At 59.5% G+C, this 19,691-nt stretch carries 13 protein-coding genes; 10 read left to right on the top strand and 3 right to left on the bottom strand.

Annotation, left to right across the window (positions count from 1 at the left end; translation table 11 throughout):
• The first annotated feature begins 123 nt into the window (after window positions 1-123).
• From DBR16_RS11235 to DBR16_RS11190, 10 genes are all read left to right on the top strand, one after another.
• Window positions 124-1,449, top strand: a complete 1,326-nt coding sequence (locus tag DBR16_RS11235) for an MFS transporter (RefSeq protein WP_109261340.1) — start codon at window positions 124-126, stop codon at window positions 1,447-1,449.
• A 71-nt stretch (window positions 1,450-1,520) separates the two neighbouring features.
• Window positions 1,521-3,128, top strand: coding sequence for an MFS transporter (locus DBR16_RS11230; RefSeq protein WP_109261339.1), 1,608 nt, complete (start codon window positions 1,521-1,523; stop codon window positions 3,126-3,128).
• A gap of 12 nt (window positions 3,129-3,140) precedes the next feature.
• Window positions 3,141-6,878 (top strand): nitrate reductase subunit alpha, encoded by a 3,738-nt coding sequence (locus tag DBR16_RS11225; RefSeq protein WP_109261338.1) that lies wholly within the window; start codon window positions 3,141-3,143, stop codon window positions 6,876-6,878.
• Window positions 6,875-8,401 carry a nitrate reductase subunit beta gene (gene narH / locus DBR16_RS11220; RefSeq protein ID WP_109261337.1) on the top strand — a complete coding sequence of 509 codons (1,527 nt, stop codon included), beginning with the start codon at window positions 6,875-6,877 and terminating at the stop codon, window positions 8,399-8,401. The genes DBR16_RS11225 and narH overlap by 4 nt, the downstream gene beginning before the upstream one ends.
• On the top strand, window positions 8,401-9,099 hold the full coding sequence (gene narJ, locus DBR16_RS11215; protein ID WP_109261336.1) for a nitrate reductase molybdenum cofactor assembly chaperone: 699 nt from the start codon (window positions 8,401-8,403) through the stop codon (window positions 9,097-9,099). The genes narH and narJ overlap by 1 nt, the downstream gene beginning before the upstream one ends.
• Window positions 9,096-9,800, top strand: coding sequence for a respiratory nitrate reductase subunit gamma (gene narI / locus DBR16_RS11210; RefSeq protein ID WP_109261335.1), 705 nt, complete (start codon window positions 9,096-9,098; stop codon window positions 9,798-9,800). Before narJ ends, narI begins: the two co-directional genes overlap by 4 nt.
• Window positions 9,797-10,630, top strand: coding sequence for a peptidylprolyl isomerase (locus DBR16_RS11205; RefSeq protein WP_109261334.1), 834 nt, complete (start codon window positions 9,797-9,799; stop codon window positions 10,628-10,630). Before narI ends, DBR16_RS11205 begins: the two co-directional genes overlap by 4 nt.
• Window positions 10,631-10,652: 22 nt before the next feature.
• Window positions 10,653-11,855 (top strand): hypothetical protein, encoded by a 1,203-nt coding sequence (locus tag DBR16_RS11200; protein ID WP_145959651.1) that lies wholly within the window; start codon window positions 10,653-10,655, stop codon window positions 11,853-11,855.
• Between the two features lie 29 nt (window positions 11,856-11,884).
• Window positions 11,885-12,568, top strand: a complete 684-nt coding sequence (locus tag DBR16_RS11195; protein WP_109261332.1) for a carbonic anhydrase — start codon at window positions 11,885-11,887, stop codon at window positions 12,566-12,568.
• A gap of 88 nt (window positions 12,569-12,656) precedes the next feature.
• Window positions 12,657-13,028, top strand: coding sequence for a tRNA-binding protein (locus DBR16_RS11190; RefSeq protein ID WP_109261331.1), 372 nt, complete (start codon window positions 12,657-12,659; stop codon window positions 13,026-13,028).
• Here DBR16_RS11190 and DBR16_RS11185 read toward each other — a convergent pair whose 3' ends face one another.
• Genes DBR16_RS11185 through DBR16_RS11175 form a run of 3 tightly spaced genes read right to left on the bottom strand, consistent with a single transcriptional unit; the run spans window position 13,029 to window position 19,651 of the window.
• Window positions 13,029-14,969: a BCCT family transporter gene (locus DBR16_RS11185; RefSeq protein WP_109261330.1), complete on the bottom strand. Its 1,941-nt coding sequence runs from the start codon at window positions 14,967-14,969 to the stop codon at window positions 13,029-13,031. It abuts the gene before it with no gap.
• Between the two features lie 13 nt (window positions 14,970-14,982).
• Entirely contained in the window at window positions 14,983-17,037 is a 2,055-nt protein-coding gene (locus DBR16_RS11180; RefSeq protein WP_407657715.1) for a tetratricopeptide repeat-containing sulfotransferase family protein, read from the bottom strand.
• Between the two features lie 25 nt (window positions 17,038-17,062).
• Window positions 17,063-19,651: a TonB-dependent receptor gene (locus DBR16_RS11175; protein WP_109261329.1), complete on the bottom strand. Its 2,589-nt coding sequence runs from the start codon at window positions 19,649-19,651 to the stop codon at window positions 17,063-17,065.
• Window positions 19,652-19,691 lie beyond the last annotated feature (40 nt).

The following is a 19,691-nucleotide window of genomic DNA, read 5'->3' as shown; positions in this document are numbered from 1 at the left end:
GATAACTTCAATTATATGTGCGTATATTTGCCGCGCGACATGTAATCATGTTTCGAGGGTCAGTTATTATCGCTATCAATTATTCATCGCTTGTATCGGCAAGCTTTGAAATTGGGGGCGATCATGCACTCGCTGGAAGGCGTCACACCCGGACAACAACACCGAGCGCTCGGAATGAGCCTCCTGGCCTTTACGGTCTGTTTCGCAGTCTGGACCATTTTCTCGATCATCGGCGTCCGCATCAAGCAGGAGCTGGGCCTGTCGGAGACCCAGTTCGGATTGCTGGTGGCGACGCCGGTTCTGACCGGCTCCATCAGCCGCGTGTTTCTCGGTATTCTGACGGAACAATATGGCGGCCGGATCATGTTCCCGATCCAGATGGTCACGACAGCGGTCGCAGCCTTCCTCCTGTCGATGGCGGACACCTACCCGATGCTCCTTCTCGCCGCGCTCGGCGTCGGGCTCGCAGGCGGTTCCTTCATTATCGGTATCGCCTATGTGTCGCGGTGGTATGAGGCCAAGGCACAAGGCACGGCGCTGGGTATATTCGGCGTCGGCAATATGGGCGCGGCGGTTACCAATTTCGGAGCGCCCTTCCTTGTTGTCGCGTTTGGCTGGCAGCAAACCGCGCAAATCTATGCCGGTGTCCTGCTGGCGATGGCGGTGATATTCTGGGTGTTCACCAAGGACGACCCTGTGCTGGTTGCGCAGCGCAAGTCCGGTGGCAAACGTCCGTCCGCCCTGATGCAGCTGGAGCCGCTGAAAGACCCGCAGGTCTGGCGGTTTGCGACCTATTACTTCTTTGTTTTCGGCGCCTTCGTTGCGCTCGCTTCCTGGCTGCCACGCTATTATACCGGTGCCTACGGGCTGGACCTGCAAACGGCCGGCATGCTGGCCGCAGCCTATTCGCTGCCCGCCTCGATTTTCCGCGCTCTGGGCGGCTGGATGTCGGACAAGTGGGGCGCACGTTTCGTGATGTACCTCACCTTCATCATCTCCCTGGTTTGCCTTTTCGCGCTCAGCTATCCGGAAACCCGCTATATTGTCAGCGGTATCGAGGGGCCGATCGAGTTCAGCTTCGGCATAGGTGTCGTGCCGTTCGCCATCCTTACCATCGGGCTCGGTTTCGTGATGTCCCTTGGCAAAGCGGCCGTCTACAAACACATCCCCGTCTATTATCCCCATCATGTCGGATCCGTCGGCGGGCTGGTCGGCATGATTGGCGGCCTTGGCGGATTCGTTCTGCCGATCAGCTTCGGCATCATGAATGATCTCACCGGCGTCTGGACCAGCTGCTTCATGCTGATGTTCCTGATCGTCCTGGTTTCGACGATCTGGATGCATCTGGCGATCCGCCGGATGGAACGCCGCAAATATCCGCAACTGGCAGATGAGCGACATCTCAGCGACATGCCTGACGCGCCTTTTCCTGCGAGCCAGGCCCGCTGAGACAGGGCTGTGGTGGCCCGCAACCCCCTGCCGGTGCCACCACGGCCAAACTGACAACAAGGACGACCCGAATGGCCAAAGACCTCTTGAACTGGAACCCCGAAGATCCCGCCCAATGGGAATTGACGGGCAAAGCCATCGCCAACCGCAATCTGTGGATCTCGATCCCGGCGCTGCTTTGCGGCTTTGCGGTATGGCTCTACTGGGGAATCATCACCGTCCAGATGATCAATCTGGACTATGGTTTCAGTCAGACCGAATTGTTCACACTGACGGCGATCGCCGGATTGTCGGGCGCAACACTCAGAATTCCCTCCACCTTCTTCATCCGGTTGGCGGGCGGGCGGAATACGATCTTTTTCACGACCGCCCTGCTGCTGATCCCATCTGCGGGAACGGCGATCATCCTGCAAAACCCGGACACTCCCCTCTGGCAATTCCAGCTGATGGCGCTTCTGTCCGGCATTGGCGGCGGGAATTTTGCCAGCTCGATGTCGAATATCAGCTTCTTCTTTCCGAAAAAGGTGCAGGGCTATTCGCTGGGCATGAATGCCGGTCTGGGCAATTTCGGCGTCACGACCATGCAGATCCTGATCCCGCTGGTCATGACGGTCGGCATGTTCGGCGGAACCTCGATGGTGTTGCAGAACACATCCGGCACGCTGATCGGGCGCATTCCTGCCGGCACCGAAACATTCCTGCATAATGCCGGATTTATCTGGGTGGCTATCCTGATCCCGGTCGTTGTGGCCACCTGGTACGGGATGAACAATATCCGTGACGAGCATGTCTCGCCGAATATCGGTTCCCCCATTGCCTCTTTCGGGAAAATTGCGGGCATGCTGGGCATCGGCCTGGTCATGGCGGCCGCCGGCCTCTGGCTGATGCTGCCAGCGGATGCCGGTGGTTCGGGCTGGGGCGTATCGAAATGGATCGTGCTTCCCGCCGTGATCGCGGCGACGGTGTTTGCGCTGAAGGCCATACCCGGCGCGATCCGGAAGAGCCTCGACCGGCAGTACCGGATCTTCCGCAACAAGCACACCTGGGCGATGACGGTCATCTATACGATGACCTTCGGTTCCTTCATCGGCTATGCAGCGGCCTTCGGGCTCGCCATCAAGGTCATATTCGGTTTCCAGCATATCGAGGTCGACGGGGTGATGACGCATGATGTCATCAATCCGGACGGTCCCAGCGCCCTCATGTTCGCCTGGACCGGTCCCTTCATCGGCGCGCTGATCCGGCCGATCGGCGGCAAGCTGGCCGACCGGTTCGGCGGGGCGCTCGTTACCCAGACCATCTCTGTTGTGATGGTCATTTGCGCACTCGGTGTCGCCTGGTTCATGAAGCTGGCCTATGGATCGGCCACGCCGGAGATTTTCTTCACGCCTTTCCTGATCCTGTTCCTGATCCTGTTTGCCGCTTCGGGCATCGGCAATGGATCAACCTTTCGTACCATTGCCGTTGTGTTCGACCGCGAGCAAGCCGGGCCGGTGCTGGGCTGGACGTCCGCGGTTGCAGCCTATGGCGCCTTCATCATCCCGCAAGTGTTCGGCGAGCAGATCCGCGCCACCACGCCCGAATACGCCCTCATCGGATTTGCCATTTTCTATGCCGTCTGCATCGCCATCAACTGGTGGTTCTATCTGCGTCCGGGCGCAGATGTGAAAAACCCGTAAAGGATTGTTATCATGAGTCATCTTCTCGACCGCCTCACCTTCTTCACGCGCCCGTCTGAGCGTTTCTCCGATGGTCACGGCATCACCACCACCGAGGACCGGAAGTGGGAAGATTCCTACCGCAAGCGCTGGCAGCACGACAAAGTCGTCCGCTCGACCCATGGCGTGAACTGCACCGGGTCCTGCAGCTGGAAAATCTATGTCAAGGGCGGGCTGGTCACCTGGGAAACACAACAGACGGACTATCCGCGCACGCGCCCTGATCTGCCCAATCACGAACCACGCGGCTGTTCGCGCGGGGCCAGCTATTCCTGGTACATGTATTCGGCCAACCGGCTGAAATATCCGATGATCCGTTCGCGCCTGCTGAAAGCCTGGCGCAAGGCGCGGGAAACGATGACACCCATGGCCGCCTGGCGGTCCATCCAGGCCAATCCCGAGACGCGGCAGTCCTATGTCTCGAAGCGGGGTGCGGGCGGGTTTGTCCGCGGTGACTGGGATGAAGTCAACGAAATCATCGCCGCCGCCAATGCCTATACGGCCAAGGAGTACGGACCGGACCGGGTGTTCGGCTTCTCGCCCATTCCCGCCATGTCGATGGTGTCCTATGCGGCCGGATCGCGCTATCTCTCGCTTCTCGGCGGCGTGTGCATGTCCTTCTATGACTGGTATTGTGACCTGCCGCCGGCGAGCCCGCAAACCTGGGGCGAGCAGACCGATGTGCCGGAATCGGCGGATTGGTACAATGCGGGTTTCCTGCTGATCTGGGGCTCGAATGTCCCTCAGACCCGGACGCCGGATGCGCACTTCTATACCGAGGCCCGCTATCGCGGTGCCAAGAGCGCGGTGATCTGCCCGGATTATTCCGAGGCCGCAAAATTCGGGGATATCTGGCTGAATCCGAAACAGGGCACGGATGCCGCGCTGGCGATGGCGATGGGGCATGTGATCCTGCGCGAATACCATCTAGACCGGCAGGCCGAATATTTCGAGCGCTATGCCCGCGAGAATACCGACATGCCGAATCTGGTGCGGCTGGAGATGAAGGACGGCCGGCTGATCCCCGGACGTTTGCTCCGCGCCTCCGACTTCGATGACAGCCTGGGCGAGGACAATAATCCCGACTGGAAGACCATTGCCTATGACTGCAAGAGCGGCCGCTATGTTGCACCGCTGGGATCGGTGGGCTTCCGCTGGGGTGAAACCGGCAAGTGGAATATCGAGCAGAAGGATGGAAAGGGCGGCGATGTCGAGCTGGAATTATCCTTCATTCTCGATGACCGCCATGACGAACAGGTCGATGTCGGATTCCCCTATTTCGGCAGCCGGCATCATGATCATTTCGCGGGGACGGATCACCCGGATGTCGTCACCCGCAAGCTGCCGGCGCGCCGCGTCACGCTGAAGGATGGCGAGGCTCTGGTCGTCACCGTTTTCGATCTTTTGTGCGCCAATTACGGCCTGGACCGGGGGCTGGGCGGAGACAATCTGGCCGAGAGCTATGATGATATTGCGCCCTACACGCCGGCCTGGGCGGAGCAGATTACCGGCGTTGACCGCAAGAAAATCATCGCCACAGCCCGGGCGTTCGCAACCAATGCCGAAAAGACCGAAGGCAAGTCCATGGTCATCCTCGGGGCGGGGCTGAACCACTGGTACCATATGGACATGAATTACCGGGGGATCATCAATCTTCTGGTGATGTGCGGCTGTATCGGCCAATCCGGCGGCGGATGGGCGCACTATGTGGGGCAGGAGAAATTGCGGCCGCAGACCGGCTGGCAACCCCTGGCCTTCGCGCTCGACTGGAACCGGCCGCCCCGGCATCAGAATTCGACGTCCTGCTGGTATGCGCATACGGATCAGTGGCGCTATGAAACCCTCGATGTGAAGGAAATCCTCTCTCCGACCGCGCCGGATGGCGACTGGTCCGGGACGATGATCGACTGGAATGTCCGTGCCGAACGCATGGGCTGGCTGCCGTCTGCACCGCAGCTGCAGACCAATCCGTTCGAAGTTTCAAAGGCCGCCGCCGCCGCCGGTCGGGATCCGAAGGACTATGTTGTCGAGGGCCTGAAATCCGGCGATCTGCGCATGTCGTGCGAGGCGCCCGACAATCCGGCAAACTGGCCGCGGAACCTCTTTGTCTGGCGCTCCAACCTGCTGGGCTCCTCGGGCAAGGGGCACGAATATTTCCTCAAACATCTCGTCGGAGCCACCAACGGGCTGATGTGTGATGAAGTCGGCCCCGAGCACCGGCCGGACGAGGTTGAATGGACGGACAAAGCGCCGGAGGGAAAGCTCGACCTTCTGGTGACGATCGACTTCCGGATGTCAACGACCTGCATGTATTCGGACATCGTTCTGCCGACAGCGACCTGGTATGAAAAGGATGACCTCAACACATCGGACATGCATCCCTTCATCCACCCGCTGACGGCGGCGGTTGATCCCTCATGGGAGGCGCGCAGCGACTGGGACATTTTCAAGGGTCTGGCGAAAAAGCTCTCCGAGATTGCGCCGGAAGAGATCGGCGAGGAAACCGATATCATCCTCTTGCCTATCCTGCACGATACGGCGGGGGAAATCGCGCAACCCTTTGATGTCAAGGACTGGAAGAAGGGTGAAGTCGAGGCCATTCCGGGCGTCACCATGCCGCAAATCCTCACGGTGAAGCGGGATTATGCGAACCTCTACAAGAAATTCACCTCGCTCGGCCCGTTGATGGATACGCTCGGAAACGGGGGCAAGGGCATCTCCTGGAATACGGAGCACGAGATCGAACACCTTGCCGCGCTGAACGGTGTCGTGCTCGAGGACGGGGTCTCCCGAGGGCGTCCGAAAATCAATACGGCCATCGATGCCGCAGAAGTCATTCTCATGCTGGCTCCGGAAACCAATGGTGAAGTGGCCGTCAAAGCTTGGCAGGCGCTGGAGAAAAACACCGGTCGTGAACACGCCCATCTGGCCCTGCCCAAGGAAGACGAGAAAATCCGGTTCCGCGATGTGGTCGCCCAACCCCGCAAGATCATTTCTTCGCCCACATGGTCGGGAATCGAGAGCGAAAAGGTCTGTTACAATGCCGGTTACACGAATGTGCATGAGCGCATTCCGTGGCGGACACTGACCGGCCGCCAGCAGCTTTACCAGGATCACAAATGGATGCTGGCGTTCGGGGAGGGGCTGTGCGTCTACCGCCCGCCGATCGATACCGCGACCATCGCGCCGGTGATTGATTCCAAGCCGAATGGCAACCAGCAGGTGGTTCTGAATTTCATCACACCGCACCAGAAATGGGGCATTCACTCCACCTATACCGACAATCTCCTGATGCTGACATTGTCCCGGGGCGGGCCGATTGTCTGGCTGTCGGAAGATGACGCGGCTGCCGCCGGCATCGTCGATAATGACTGGGTGGAAGCCTACAATTCCAACGGTGCGCTCGTGGCGCGGGCCGTGGTGTCCCAGCGTATCAAGCCGGGCACGCTGTTCATGTATCACGCCCAGGAAAAGATCGTGAATGTGCCGGGGTCGGAAATGACCGGCCAGCGCGGTGGAATCCACAACTCCGTGACGCGGGCAACGCTGAAGCCGACCCACATGATCGGCGGCTACGCGCAGCAATCCTACGGATTCAATTATTACGGCACGGTGGGGTCCAACCGCGACGAGTTCGTGATTGTCCGCAAGATGGACAAGATCGACTGGCTCGAAGGTCCCGCCGCCGACGCTCTGGAGGCAGCAGAATGAAAATTCGCGCGCAAATCGGTAAAGTTCTCAATCTCGATAAATGTATCGGCTGCCATACCTGCTCGGTGACTTGCAAGAATGTCTGGACCAGCCGCGAAGGCGTTGAATACGCCTGGTTCAACAATGTCGAAACCAAACCCGGTGTCGGCTATCCCAAGGACTGGGAAAATCAGGGCCGCTGGAATGGTGGCTGGAAACGCTCCGGCAATGGCAGCCTGCACCCCAAAATGGGCTCGAAATGGCGGATTCTGGCCAAGATCTTCGCCAATCCGGACCTGCCGCAGATTGATGATTACTACGAACCTTTCACCTTCGATTACAACCACTTGCACACCGCCGGTGAATCGCGCGCTTTTCCAACGGCGCGGCCGCGCTCGCTGATCTCCGGCGAGCGGATGGAGAAGATCGAGTGGGGTCCGAACTGGGAGGAAATCCTGGGAGGAGAGTTTTCCAAGCGGGGTGAGGACTACAATTTTGAAGGCATACAGAAGCAGATCTATGGTGAATTCGAAAACACCTTCATGATGTATCTGCCGCGCCTGTGCGAGCATTGTCTCAACCCGACCTGTGCGGCGGCCTGCCCGTCCGGTGCCATCTACAAGCGCGAGGAAGACGGCATTGTCCTGATCGACCAGGAAAAATGCCGCGGCTGGCGGATGTGTGTCTCCGGTTGCCCGTACAAGAAGATCTATTTCAACTGGGCGAGCGGCAAATCCGAGAAATGCACCTTCTGCTATCCGCGGATCGAGGCGGGGCAGCCGACCGTCTGTTCGGAAACCTGCGTGGGCCGTATCCGCTATCTCGGCGTGATGCTTTACGACGCTGACCGGATCGAGGAAGCGGCCTCGATGGAGGATGAAAAGGACCTGTATCAGGCCCAGCTCGATATTTTCCTCGATCCGCATGATCCGGAGATTCAGGCACAAGCGCGCAAGGATGGTGTGCCCGAGGCCTGGCTGGAAGCGGCAAAACAATCACCGGTCTACAAGATGGCCATTGACTGGAAAGTCGCCTTCCCGCTGCACCCCGAATACCGCACCCTTCCCATGGTCTGGTATGTGCCGCCCCTGTCACCGATCAATAATGCGGCCGAATCCGGTGCGCTGGAAATCGACGGCGACATGCCGGATGTCCGCTCTTTGCGCATCCCGCTGCGCTATCTGGCCAATCTCCTGACGGCCGGAGACGAGGCACCGGTTGCCGTTGCCCTGGAACGCATGCTGGCGATGCGAGCCTATATGCGGGCGAAAACGGTCGAGGGCGTGATTGATCCGTCGATTGCCGAACGGGTGGGACTCACCCGCGAGCTGATCGAGGACATGTATCACATCATGGCGATTGCCAATTATGAGGACCGGTTCGTGATCCCGACCTCCCACCGCGAGGAGGCGGAAGAAGCCTTCGATATCCGTGGTGAGTGCGGCTTCAGCTTTGGCAATGGTTGCTCGGACGGCTCCAGCAAGGCGTCACTCTTCGGTGGCCCGCGCCGCCGTGCCCAGGTCACACCCATGGAGAAAAGCTGATGGCCAAGACCTTCAAAATCCTTGCAGCGCTGCTCAGCTATCCGACGCAGGACATAGCGGATGCGGCCGGCGAGTTCGCCGGCGTTCTGGAGGCCGAAGCCCTGTTGCCGCGGCGCGACCAGACTGCGGTCAACCGGCTGGCGGCCCAGCTGGCTTCCCGCGATCTCTACGATCTTCAGGAGCGCTATGTTCAGCTCTTCGACCGGTCGCGGACCCTGTCGCTTCATCTGTTTGAACATGTTCACGGCGAGAGCCGGGACCGCGGGCAGGCCATGGTCGATCTGCTGGCGCTTTACGAGCAAAGCGGTCTGGAAATGGTCGCCGGCGAATTGCCGGACTTCCTGCCGCTTTTCCTGGAATACCTGTCGACCCGGGATGTCGGCGAAGCGCGCGCCTTTCTGGGTGAAACCTCGCATGTCCTTGATGCGCTGGCGGAGCGGCTCCGCAAGCGCGACAGCATCTATGCCAGTGTGTTCCGGGCGCTGGGCCAGCTGGCGGACCGCTCGGCGGCCGTCGATGGCACGGTCGAAACACCGGCCTCGGAAGACACCTCGCTGGAGGCCATCGACAAGGCCTGGGCGGAAGAACAGGTGGTCTTCGGACCGGATCCGGATGCGGGCTGCCCGGCCGCAAGCGACATGCTCGGCCGCATGGCCGTGCCCCCTGAAACCGGTCTCAACAAGGGAGACCAGCCATGAGCGATTTCCTTCATACTGCCGTGTTCGGATTCTATCCCTATATCGCCCTGACCGTGCTCGCGGTCGGCTCCATCATCCGCTATGACCGGGAGCCCTATTCCTGGCGGGCCGGCTCGAGTCAGCTTTTGCGCCGCAAACAACTGATCTGGGGTTCGGTGCTGTTTCACCTCGGCGTTCTGGTGATTTTTTTCGGCCATCTCGTCGGCCTTCTGACGCCGATTGCGGTCTTCGATGCGCTGGGTATCGGACATGGAGCCAAGCAGGTGCTTGCGATTGTCGCAGGGGGTGTGGCCGGCGTGTTCGCGCTGATCGGGGCGAGTCTGCTGCTTCACCGGCGGCTCTTTGATGCCCGGATCCGTTCGACCACCAGTTTTGCGGATATGGTGATCCTGCTCCTGCTCTATGCCCAGCTTGTGTTGGGTCTCGGCACCATACCGGTCTCCATGACTCACCTGGATGGCCATGAAATGGTGACTTTCATGAACTGGGCGCAGGGCATCTTCACCTTCCAGGCGGATGCGGCCCAGTACATCACGGGTGCGCACTGGATTTTCAAGCTGCACATCTTCCTCGGATTGACGATCTTTCTCGTCTTCCCGTTCACGCGGCTGGTCCATATGTTCAGCGCGCCGGTGCGTTATGTGTTCCGCAGCGGGTATCAGATTGTCCGCCGTAAACCCGCCAAGGGGGCCGGCAAATGACGTCTGCCTCACTGATCTCCAACATGCCCGGCAAGGCCGTTCCCGTTTCGGTGAATGGCGTTGAAATCGCCGCCAAGGCCATTGCGGATGAAGCCCAGAACCATGATGCCGACCGGCCGGAGAAAGCCTGGGCAGCGGCCGCTGAGGCGCTGGTCATCCGCGAGGCCCTGTTGCAGAATGCGCGCGCTACAGGACTGACGGCCCAGCCACACTCTGACGAAGCCGGGCGGACCGAAACGGATGATGATGCCCTGATCCGTCAATTGCTCGAGACGCAGGTCTCGACACCGGAGCCGGACGAGGAGTCCTGCCGCCGCTATTTCGAGAACAACCGGAAACGCTTCCGGACCGCCGACCTCTATGAGGTGGCACATATCCTGTTGCAAGCCGACAAGCGGGATGCGCTGGTCTTTTCCCGCACAAGGAAAGAGGCGCAGATTCTGGCCAGCGAGCTTCAGAGGCGGCCGGGTCAATTCGAGAAAATGGCGCGGGAGCGCTCCGATTGCGCGTCGGCCAATGAAGGCGGGCGTCTGGGACAGATAACGGCAGGTCAGACAACCCCGCTCTTCGAGGCCGCACTGGCCGATATGTCGCCGGGCGACATCACGCCTGACCCCGTCGAAACGCCTTACGGATTCCATATCATCCGGCTGGACGAAAAAGCCGATGGTGCGATTCCGGAATTCGAGGCGGCCCGGCCGCTGATCGAGGAATTCCTCCGGGATGCCAGTTGGCGGCGCGCTGTCTCCCAATTCATTTCGCTGGTCATTGGCGAGGCGAAAATCACCGGTGTCAATCTCAACGGCGCGACATCGCCGCTGGTTCAATAGCGCTAACGGAAGGGTGTGGATTATGCAGGGTGTTGTCAGAGGGCTGGTTCTTCCCGCAAGCATGGTGACGCTTCTGGCGTCATTCACAGCGCCGGTTGTTGCCGACCCCGCTTTCACGCTGGATGCGCGTTTGCGCTATGAGGCAGTTGATCAGGATGGCTTCGCCGAGACCGCGCAAGCCCTGACCCTGAGGACGCGTTTCGGCCTTGATAGCGGACCGGTGAATGATTTCCGCTTCCTGATCGAAGGCGAAAATGTGCTGCACCTGGTTGACGACTTCAATTCAACCGCGAACGGGCAAGCGGCCTATCCGGTGGTCGCCGACCCCGAAGCCACCGAACTCAACCGTGCACAAATCGCCTATAGCGGTTTTGAAGGTGCCACTCTGACGCTGGGCCGCCAACGGGTGATTCTGGGCGATGCGCGCTATATCGGCAATGTCGGATTCCGGCAGAATGAGCAGACTTTCGACGCGTTCCGCGCAACATTCGACGGTATCGAGAACCTGACCGTCAACTATCTCTATCTTGACCGGGTCAACCGGATTTTCGGCCCGGATCACCCGGCTGGCGACTGGGATCTCGACGGGCATGTTTTCTCTGCGGATTATCAGGCCCCCGCCGGGCAATTGTCGGGCTTTGCGTTTCTCATCGACAATCAGGATGCCGCGGCCCAGTCATCAGCAACCTATGGACTGCGCTGGCAGGGCGCGATTGCCACCGAAGGTGCGCCGACCTTTACCTATTTTGTCGAATATGCGCACCAAACAGACTATGGCGACAATCCCGCCAGCTTTGACCTGGGCCTGTTCCGGGCTCGCGCGAACATCGCCCGGAATGGGCTTTCCGCCGGGATCGGGATCGAGAATCTGGAGGGGAATGGTGTTGTCGGTTTTTCAACGCCGCTGGCCACGCTTCACGCTTTTCAGGGATGGGGCGATGTCTTTCTCGGCACGCCGGGAAACGGTGTGCGCGATATCTATCTGACAGGCGGCTGGAATGTGCCGGAGCCACCTTTCGGGCAAACGCTGTCACTGGCGGCTTTCTTTCATGACTTCGAGGCAGAAAACGCTGGTGGATCACTGGGATCCGAATTTGATCTCGTCGCCACGTCGCGGCTGACCGAGCATGTCTCGCTGCAGTTCAAGAGCGCTTTCTATGATGGCCCGGCCGGCGGGCCCGCGGATCGCAACAAATTCTGGTTTGCCATCACGGTAAGCCGATAAAACAGGAGGCCGGACAACCGGGCAGGCCGATGATCAGCGATCTTCTTGAGAACAATCTGGCCTGGGCGGAGTCCAAGACCCGGAAAGACCCGGACTTCTTTCACCGCCTGGTCCGTCAGCAGCATCCCGATTATCTCTGGATTGGCTGTTCCGACAGCCGTGTGCCGGCGAATGATATCGTCGGGCTCGACCCGGGTGAGTTGTTCGTACACCGCAATGTGGCAAATCTCGCACCGGCGCAGGATGCGAATTTCCTGTCAGTGCTCCAGTTTGCTGTGGAAACGCTGAAGGTCCGGCACGTCATCGTATGCGGTCATTATGGCTGTGGCGGGGTTGCTGCAGCGATGTCCGGCGACCGGCATGGTCTTATCGATCACTGGCTGCAGCCTATTCGCGATGTGTCGGATGAAATGGCCAGCCATCTGTTGCGGATCAATGATCCGGTTCAGCGTCTGAATGCCTTGTGCGAGGCCAATGTCGCGGCCCAGGTCCGCTCTGTTGCCTGCAATCCGATCATCCATGATGCGTGGGCGAGGGGGCAGGCAGTCACGATTCACGGCTGGATCTATGCGATTGAAAACGGGCTGATCTGTGATCTCGACCTGTCGGTCTCAAATCGCCGGGAGGCGTCGCAGCAATTTCCGGACCGGTTGTCGGTCTGGCTGGGTGCGGGTTTCGGGGATTGCGCGGAGATGTGCCCGCACACGGCATGATGGCCGCCGGCGGTTCTGCCGGGGCTGGAAATGCGCCGCCAACGGTGTTTGTCTGTCGCTGTAGTGATACGACAGCAGGGGCAGGCGAATGCACAAGGATTTTGCACCGGATTCCCCACGGGCGGACGAGATCGGATTTGACGACTTTCTGAAGGTCGATATCCGCGTTGGAGAGATTGTCCGGGCTGAAACATTTCCGGAAGCCCGTAATGCCTCCTACAAGATATGGATCGATTTCGGGCCTGTCATCGGCGAAAAGAAAAGTGCGGCGCAGATCACCGTGAATTACACGCTGGATGAGCTCGCCGGCCGCCGCGTCATGGCGGTGGTCAATTTTCCACCCCGCCAGATCGGACCAGTGCGGTCCGAAGTCCTGGTCCTGGGATTTGCCGACAAGGACGGAGCCATCCGGCTGGCGCAGCCGGATGGCGATGTGCCGCTTGGCGCCCGATTGGCCTGATCAGGTCGCGAGGTGATAGAGCCATTGCAGGTGGCGCTCATACTGGCGTAGCACGTCGCGGATCACCTGAAGCTTGGAATAGCCGTATATATCATAGTGTTGACCGCCTTCTGACAGGAAGACCTCGGCGCGGGCAAAACTGTCCTCGGACACCTGGTCGGTCGGCTGGAAGTGTGGCTGGTCGAATTCCCGCCTTTCGACGCGATAGATGAAATAGGGCTCTTCATATCCCTCGACCTTCATCTCGGCCCAGCCGATTTCATCGGTCAGGGTGACATTGTACCCGTTGTTTTCGAGTTCGTCGCCGACCTCGCGAAGGGCGGGAACGACCGATTGCCTTATGTAATCATTGACCTCTTTGACCTTTGGCCGGGTGAACATCAGCTTCAACCGTGTTTTCCACGGCACGCTGGTGCCATCGACCGGAATCTGGGCCGCGGTCTTGAATCCGGCCCGCCGCGCCGTTTCCATCGAGAAGGCGCGGAGCAGACCGACAAAGGCCAGTATCACGACGATCGTGAAGGGCAGGGCGGCGGCGATCGTCACCGATTGCAGCGCTGCCAGGCCGCCCGCGACCAGAAGCGTTGCCGCAACGACGCCTTCCAGCACAGCCCAGAAGAAGCGTTGCAATAGCGGGGGTTCGAGCGATCCGCCTGATGCCAGCGCCGATTTCACCAGCGAGCCGGAATCCGACGAGGTCACAAAAAAGGTTGTCACCAGAACGATGGCTGCCACCGAAGTGATCGTCGAGAAAGGCAGCGTGTCCAGCAGGCCGAACAGCGCCAGTTCGCTGGTCCCGCTGCGCACGGCCTCGACCATGGGCTGCGCCATGTCCATGAGAGCGAGGCGCAGGGCCGAGTCGCCATAGATGGTCATCCAGGCAAAGGTGAACAGGGTTGGCCCGATCAGCACGCCGAAAATGAATTCGCGAATGGTCCGGCCACGCGAGATGCGGGCTATGAACATGCCGACAAACGGCGACCAGGAAATCCACCAGCCCCAATAGAAAAGCGTCCAGTCATTGACCCATGCGCCGTCGCCAAAGGCGTCGACATTGAAGGTCAGGGTTGCGATCTGATCCAGATAGTTGCCGATATTCTGCACATAGGCGCTGATCAGATACATGGTGGGGCCGAACATCAGGACAAACACCATAAGGCCGATGGCCAGGTAGAGATTCCATTCGCTGAGCCGTTTGATTCCGGCATCAAGGCCGGCCAGCACTGACAACGTCGCCATGCCCGTGATCACAACAATCAGGACAAGCTGGACATTGGTGTCAATGGGTATGTCGAAGAGCGTGTTGAGCCCGGCATTGATCTGCGTCACACCGAATCCAAGCGAGGTGGCGACACCGAAAAGCGTGCCGAGAATTGCGATCGTGTCCACGGTATGCCCGATCCAGCCATGGATCCGGTCTCCGATCAGCGGATAAAGCGCCGATCGAATGGTCAGCGGAAGACCGTGCCGATAGGTGAAATAGGCCAATGACAGGCCGACGACGACGTAGATTCCCCACGCATGAATGCCCCAGTGGAAAAAGGTGAGAACAATCGCCTGGCGCGCAGCTTCCAGCGTTTCGCCTTCGCCAACCGGCGGGTTGATGTAGTGAGTCAGCGGTTCGGCGACACCGAAAAACATCAGCCCGATGCCCATGCCGGCCGAAAACAACATGGCAAACCAGGGCATGAAGCCATATTCGGGGCGTGAATCGTCCGGTCCAAGGCGGATCCGGCCCCAGTCCGAAAACGCCACGATCAGGAGGGCGACGAGGAAACCTCCCACGCTGACGGAATAGAGCCAGCCCATTGAATCGGTAATGGCCTCACGGATCTGGGTGAAGACTGTCTCGGCCTGATCTCCCGCGAACACTGCATACCCAACCCCCACGGCAACCAGAATGGCGGCAGGAAAAAACACGGCAGGTTCGATGCGTTTCATAGAGGCAGTCTCCTCAGGTCTTAACGAGTTCCGGCCCCAGCGCGCTTTTCAACGGGTCGAGCCAGGGTTCGAAATGACGCCATTGTTCAACGCCATCCTTGTAGATGGGCTGCCGCACCTGCTCGGATGATGCGGTGCGGACAGCGCGCCGGGTTTTGTGAAAATCTACGCAGGCCTGCTCGAAGGGCAGTCCGCAAAATTCCAGGATGCGGCGGACCTGGGTTTCAAGATCATTGACCACGTCCTCGTGATTCACACGCAGGATCTCTCCGGGCAGGACATTGTCCCAATGTTCCATCAGCCGGACATAGGCTCTGTAATAGCGTCCGATTTCATCAAGCCCGTAGGTGAATTCCTGGCCTTCGGCGAAGAGTTGCTTGAAACCGGAAAAACAGCAGGCCATCGCGCCGCGCCGCGCATCAATGATTTTCGCATTCGGCAGGATCAGCTTGATCAGACCGATATGGCGGAAATTGTTCGGCATCTTGTCGGTGAAAAAGGGCGCGCCCTGGCGGTGAATACGCGTGTTTTCGATGTAATCCTCACCCAGCGCCTGCAGTTTTTCCGCGTCCAGATCATGCAACACGCGCGGGTAGAAAGTCCGGTCACTCACCCGTTTGCGGCCGCGCAGCCGATGCGACAGCGCCAGGATGTTGGGCAGTTCCAGCGTGCCATCGACCAGGCTGTGGGAGGCGAGAATCTGTTCGATCAGTGTGGAGCCGGCCCGCGGCAGGCCGACGATGAATATCGGATCCGGAGCCGGACATCCCTTGCCCGCCTGTTTTTCAAACAGATCCGGCGTGCAGATGCTGGCCTGTGCCTGTAATTCCTCTTCCATCTGATCGGATTTATAGCGCGTCTGGACCCGTTTGAGATCATTTCCGCGCTCATAATATTCAAACGCCGTGGCGTATTCCTTGCGGTCCTCGAACGCCTTTCCGAGCGCAAAGCAGAGATAGATCCGGTCCTGAAAACCAAGATCGGATCCGGCTTCCCGAGCTCGCATCGTGGCCAGCTCGTCATCGGAAAAGGCATAGGTCTTGAGATTGGCCAGGGCATACCAGGCGTCGCCATGATCCGCCTTGATACGGGCGGCTTTCCGGTAGGAGGCAATGGCCTCGTCTTGCTCGCCCAGCGTTTTCAGCGCATGGCCGCGCGAGGTCAGCGTGGCGGCGTCATCGGGCAATTTTTCGAGAATGGTGCGGAACAGGGCGAGGGCTTTTTCGTAATCGCCCGTCTGCATGGATTCGATGGCGAGATGGGACTGGAAGAGCGGATTGTCCGGCTCGCGGTCATAAAGCAGTGTGGCCTGGGTGAGCGCGGCCTCGAATTTCTGACGCTTGCGGAGCACATCAATGAAGTCAAGGCGCAACTGGATATTGTCCGGATCCAGCTCGAGCGCGGTCTCCAGCAAAAAGTCCGCATCCTCCAGCACACCAAAGCGTGTGCCGATGGCCGCCAGCAGGCGCATGCCCTCGATGTCGTGCGGGTTTTTCTGCATGTAGGCACGGCAGAGTTGCTCGGCTTTCAGCAGTTTGCCCTCATGCAGCAAGTGCGTGACGGCGACCAGGTCATTCGGCAGGCTTTCCAGCCGGCGTGCCTGGGCTTCGGCCTGTTCCGCCTCTGCCTCTTTTCCCAGTGACCGGAATGCGGCGGCCTGGCCTTTCCAGCTGGCCAGCAGGGCCGGATTAAACTGGCAGGCACGCTGATAGGCAAGGAGGGCGCGCGACCAATCGCCGGTGTCACGGTAAAGATGGCCTTCTTCCTGATAGGCCCGGCCGAAATCGGGCACGATCCGCTTGAGTGCATCGAGATCGGCGCGGGCTTTTGCCGGATCTTTCAGATACCGGAAACAGACCGCCCGCATATAGCGGGCATCAACCGAGTCCTCATCCTCTGTGAGGACCTGGTTCAGCGCTTCGATTGCCGCGCTGAAATCGCCTGCATACATGCGGGATTGCGCGGTTTCGAGAGGAGCGGTTTCGGTTGCGGTTTCGCTGGGCAAGTGATTTCCGTCCGATGAAAGTGAGCGCCCCGCAAATATTTGCGAGGCGCCCACCTTAAGCATCAGCTGAGTTCAGCCAAGGTCCGGGTCAGTATTGAACCCGCACACGCACGCCCCATGTCCGCGGCCGGGCGATTGTTACCCGTTCCCGGTCATAGACAAAGTTGTTGCTCAACTCGGCGCGTTCATCCGTGAGATTGTCGACGAAGGCCTCGATGCTCCACTGATCGCCGGTCAGGCCGGTCGAAAAGCCGACCATTGTATAGCCCTCAAGGTCGATCTTGTTGATCTCGACGACGTCGCTGACCGAGTCGCCGGACACCATGAGCTGCGGCATGACATGCGCCCGGAGCCCGTTTTCCAGGTCCCATTCATACCGGGCCCGGATATTGCCCTGGAAGCCCGGCGCAAACGCCAGCTCCGATCCGACCAGCACATCATTGGTGGGCGTCAACACTTCCGTGATTTCAGTGTCAAGGAAGGAGAAGGCGCCGGTGACAGTCAGGCCCGGCATGTCCGACGGAGCCCATGTGACATCACCTTCTACGCCGCGGATTTCCGCGTTGGCAGCATTATCCGAGAAGAAGAGATTGGTGATCGACGGGTCGAAAATCGTCGTCTGCAGATTCTGCACATCCACGAAGAAGGCATTCCCGTTGAAGCGCAGCTGATTATCCAGAAGGTCCAGCTTCCAGCCGAACTCATAATTGGTCACTTCGTCGGTATCGAGGGCGAAGGGAACCGTAAATCCGTTCGGTCCGGCGGCACCGCCAGGGCGGTTCAGGAGGCCCGGACGGAAACCTTCCGAATATGTTGCGTAGAGAAGGATTCCTTCACGCGGTGTCCATTCACCGGTTGCCTTGTAGATCACGCCATCCGTCGATGCTGTATCAGGTGCACCCAGCGCCGCCGCTGCGGCTGCCGGGATTCCCGGCGCATTCGGGTCGGTGTAGGTGATGCGGGCCGCGTCATTACACGTTCCGATAAAGGTGAAGGACCCGTCTCCGTCATAGAGATCGGAAATATTCGTGCCGAAGGCGTTTTCATCAACACCGCTCGAATTACAGAAAGACGAATTGGCACCGCCTTCCATATCCACCTCGATATCATAGGCACGGGCACCCAGTGTGAGGGCGAACTGCTCATTCAGATCGAAAGTCACCTCACCGAAGAGACCCATTTGCAGGTCCGTGCGCAGAACATCGTTGCGGAAAATCACCCCTGCCGGGAATGGTCCCGGGTCGGAATTGTATACGCCCGGGAAGGGGAAGTTGTCCGGGAAGCCGTTCAGGCCGAACAGGTTGATGTTTTCAGAACCCGGATAGGTAAAATCATTCCGTTCCGCGAGTTCAAGATCGCTGTAGAATCCGCCGAAAGTTGCACGAACCCGGCGATCTTCCGGCGTGGTGAAGCGGAGCTCCTGTGTGAAGACGGTGGTTTCGGTCGTGGATCGCACATACAGATTCGGGGCCTGGCATGTGCCCGTCGGGTTATTGCCCGCGCCCGGATAGGATACCGAGCCGTCACAGATATAATAGGGCAGGTACTGGCCGACGAAGAGATAGTCGGAATAATCGACGCGCTGGTCGGTCTGCCGGTCGGTATAGGCACCGGTGTAAACCGCATCGAGCATGCCGAGGCGGCCTTCCAGCGTCCAGGCCGTATTGTGGAAGGAGTCTTCCAGCTCATCCTGCTCATAGCGCTGGATTTCGAGATCGCCGAGCGTGGGGTCAGAGAAAAAGACGCCATCGCTTTCCAGGCTTTGCTGGGTATGGGTGACCCGGAGGCTGAAGTCGGCGTTGATGTCCCACAGGCCGCTGACGCGGAAGCCCTGATATGTCGTGTCGTTGAAATCTTCCTCGACTAGGCCGGAATTGTCGGCGGTCAGGAAAGTGACTCCGGTCAGATCGGATGCGGCCTGGAAGCCGGCCCGGTTGTTGTTCACCGGTACACCGTTGGCGCGCATGGTTCCAGCAGGGCGGAAGCGGGCGCTTTCCCGCGCGGTTCTCGTTCCGGCGACATTGTCGATATAACCGCCCTGGTTGTCAGCATAGACAACCCCGCGGAGGGCGAAATTGTCGGCAACCGGGAAGTTGACAACGGCTTCGACATTATTGCTCATCTCACCATTCTCGGTGAAGGATGTGCCGAAGCTGGCCGAGGCTTCGAACTCGCCGATGACCGGCTCGTTCGTGATCATCCGGACGGTACCGGCCTGCGAGCTGGCGCCGTATAGTGTGCCCTGCGGTCCGGGCAGAACCTCGACACGATTGATATCGGCAGCGTAGACGTCCAGATTCCGGCCAGGTTGGGCGAGCGGCTGTTCATCCAGGTAGAAGGCGACATTGGGGGCCAGGCCCGCAACGCCAGCGGTTGTCAGGTTCGGCGTCGTGGAGGCGAGGCCGCGAATATAGATCGTGTTCTGACCCGGGCCGGACCCGCCTGCCGTCACGCCGGGCAATTGCTGGAGATAATCGGTAAAGACATCGACGCGGAGCTCATCGAGTGTGCGCTCGCCCAATGCATTGACCGCTATCGGAATGGTCTGGGTGCTGGATTCCCGCTTGGTCGCGGTCACGGTGATGGTTTCCACCTGCGCGGCGGCCAGGCCGCTCGCGGCCGTCGCCAGGGCGGCGGAAGATAGAATGGTTGTCGCAAGCGCGCGCTTTTTCAGCATGGCTCTCAATTACCTCTTGTTTTTGCTAGACGGGCGGGGG

The sequence above is a fragment of the Hyphobacterium indicum genome, from assembly GCF_003129605.1.
Classification (GTDB): domain Bacteria; phylum Pseudomonadota; class Alphaproteobacteria; order Caulobacterales; family Maricaulaceae; genus Hyphobacterium; species Hyphobacterium indicum.
Note: the sequence above shows the minus strand (reverse complement) of the source record. Positions and strands in the feature narration are given on the sequence as shown.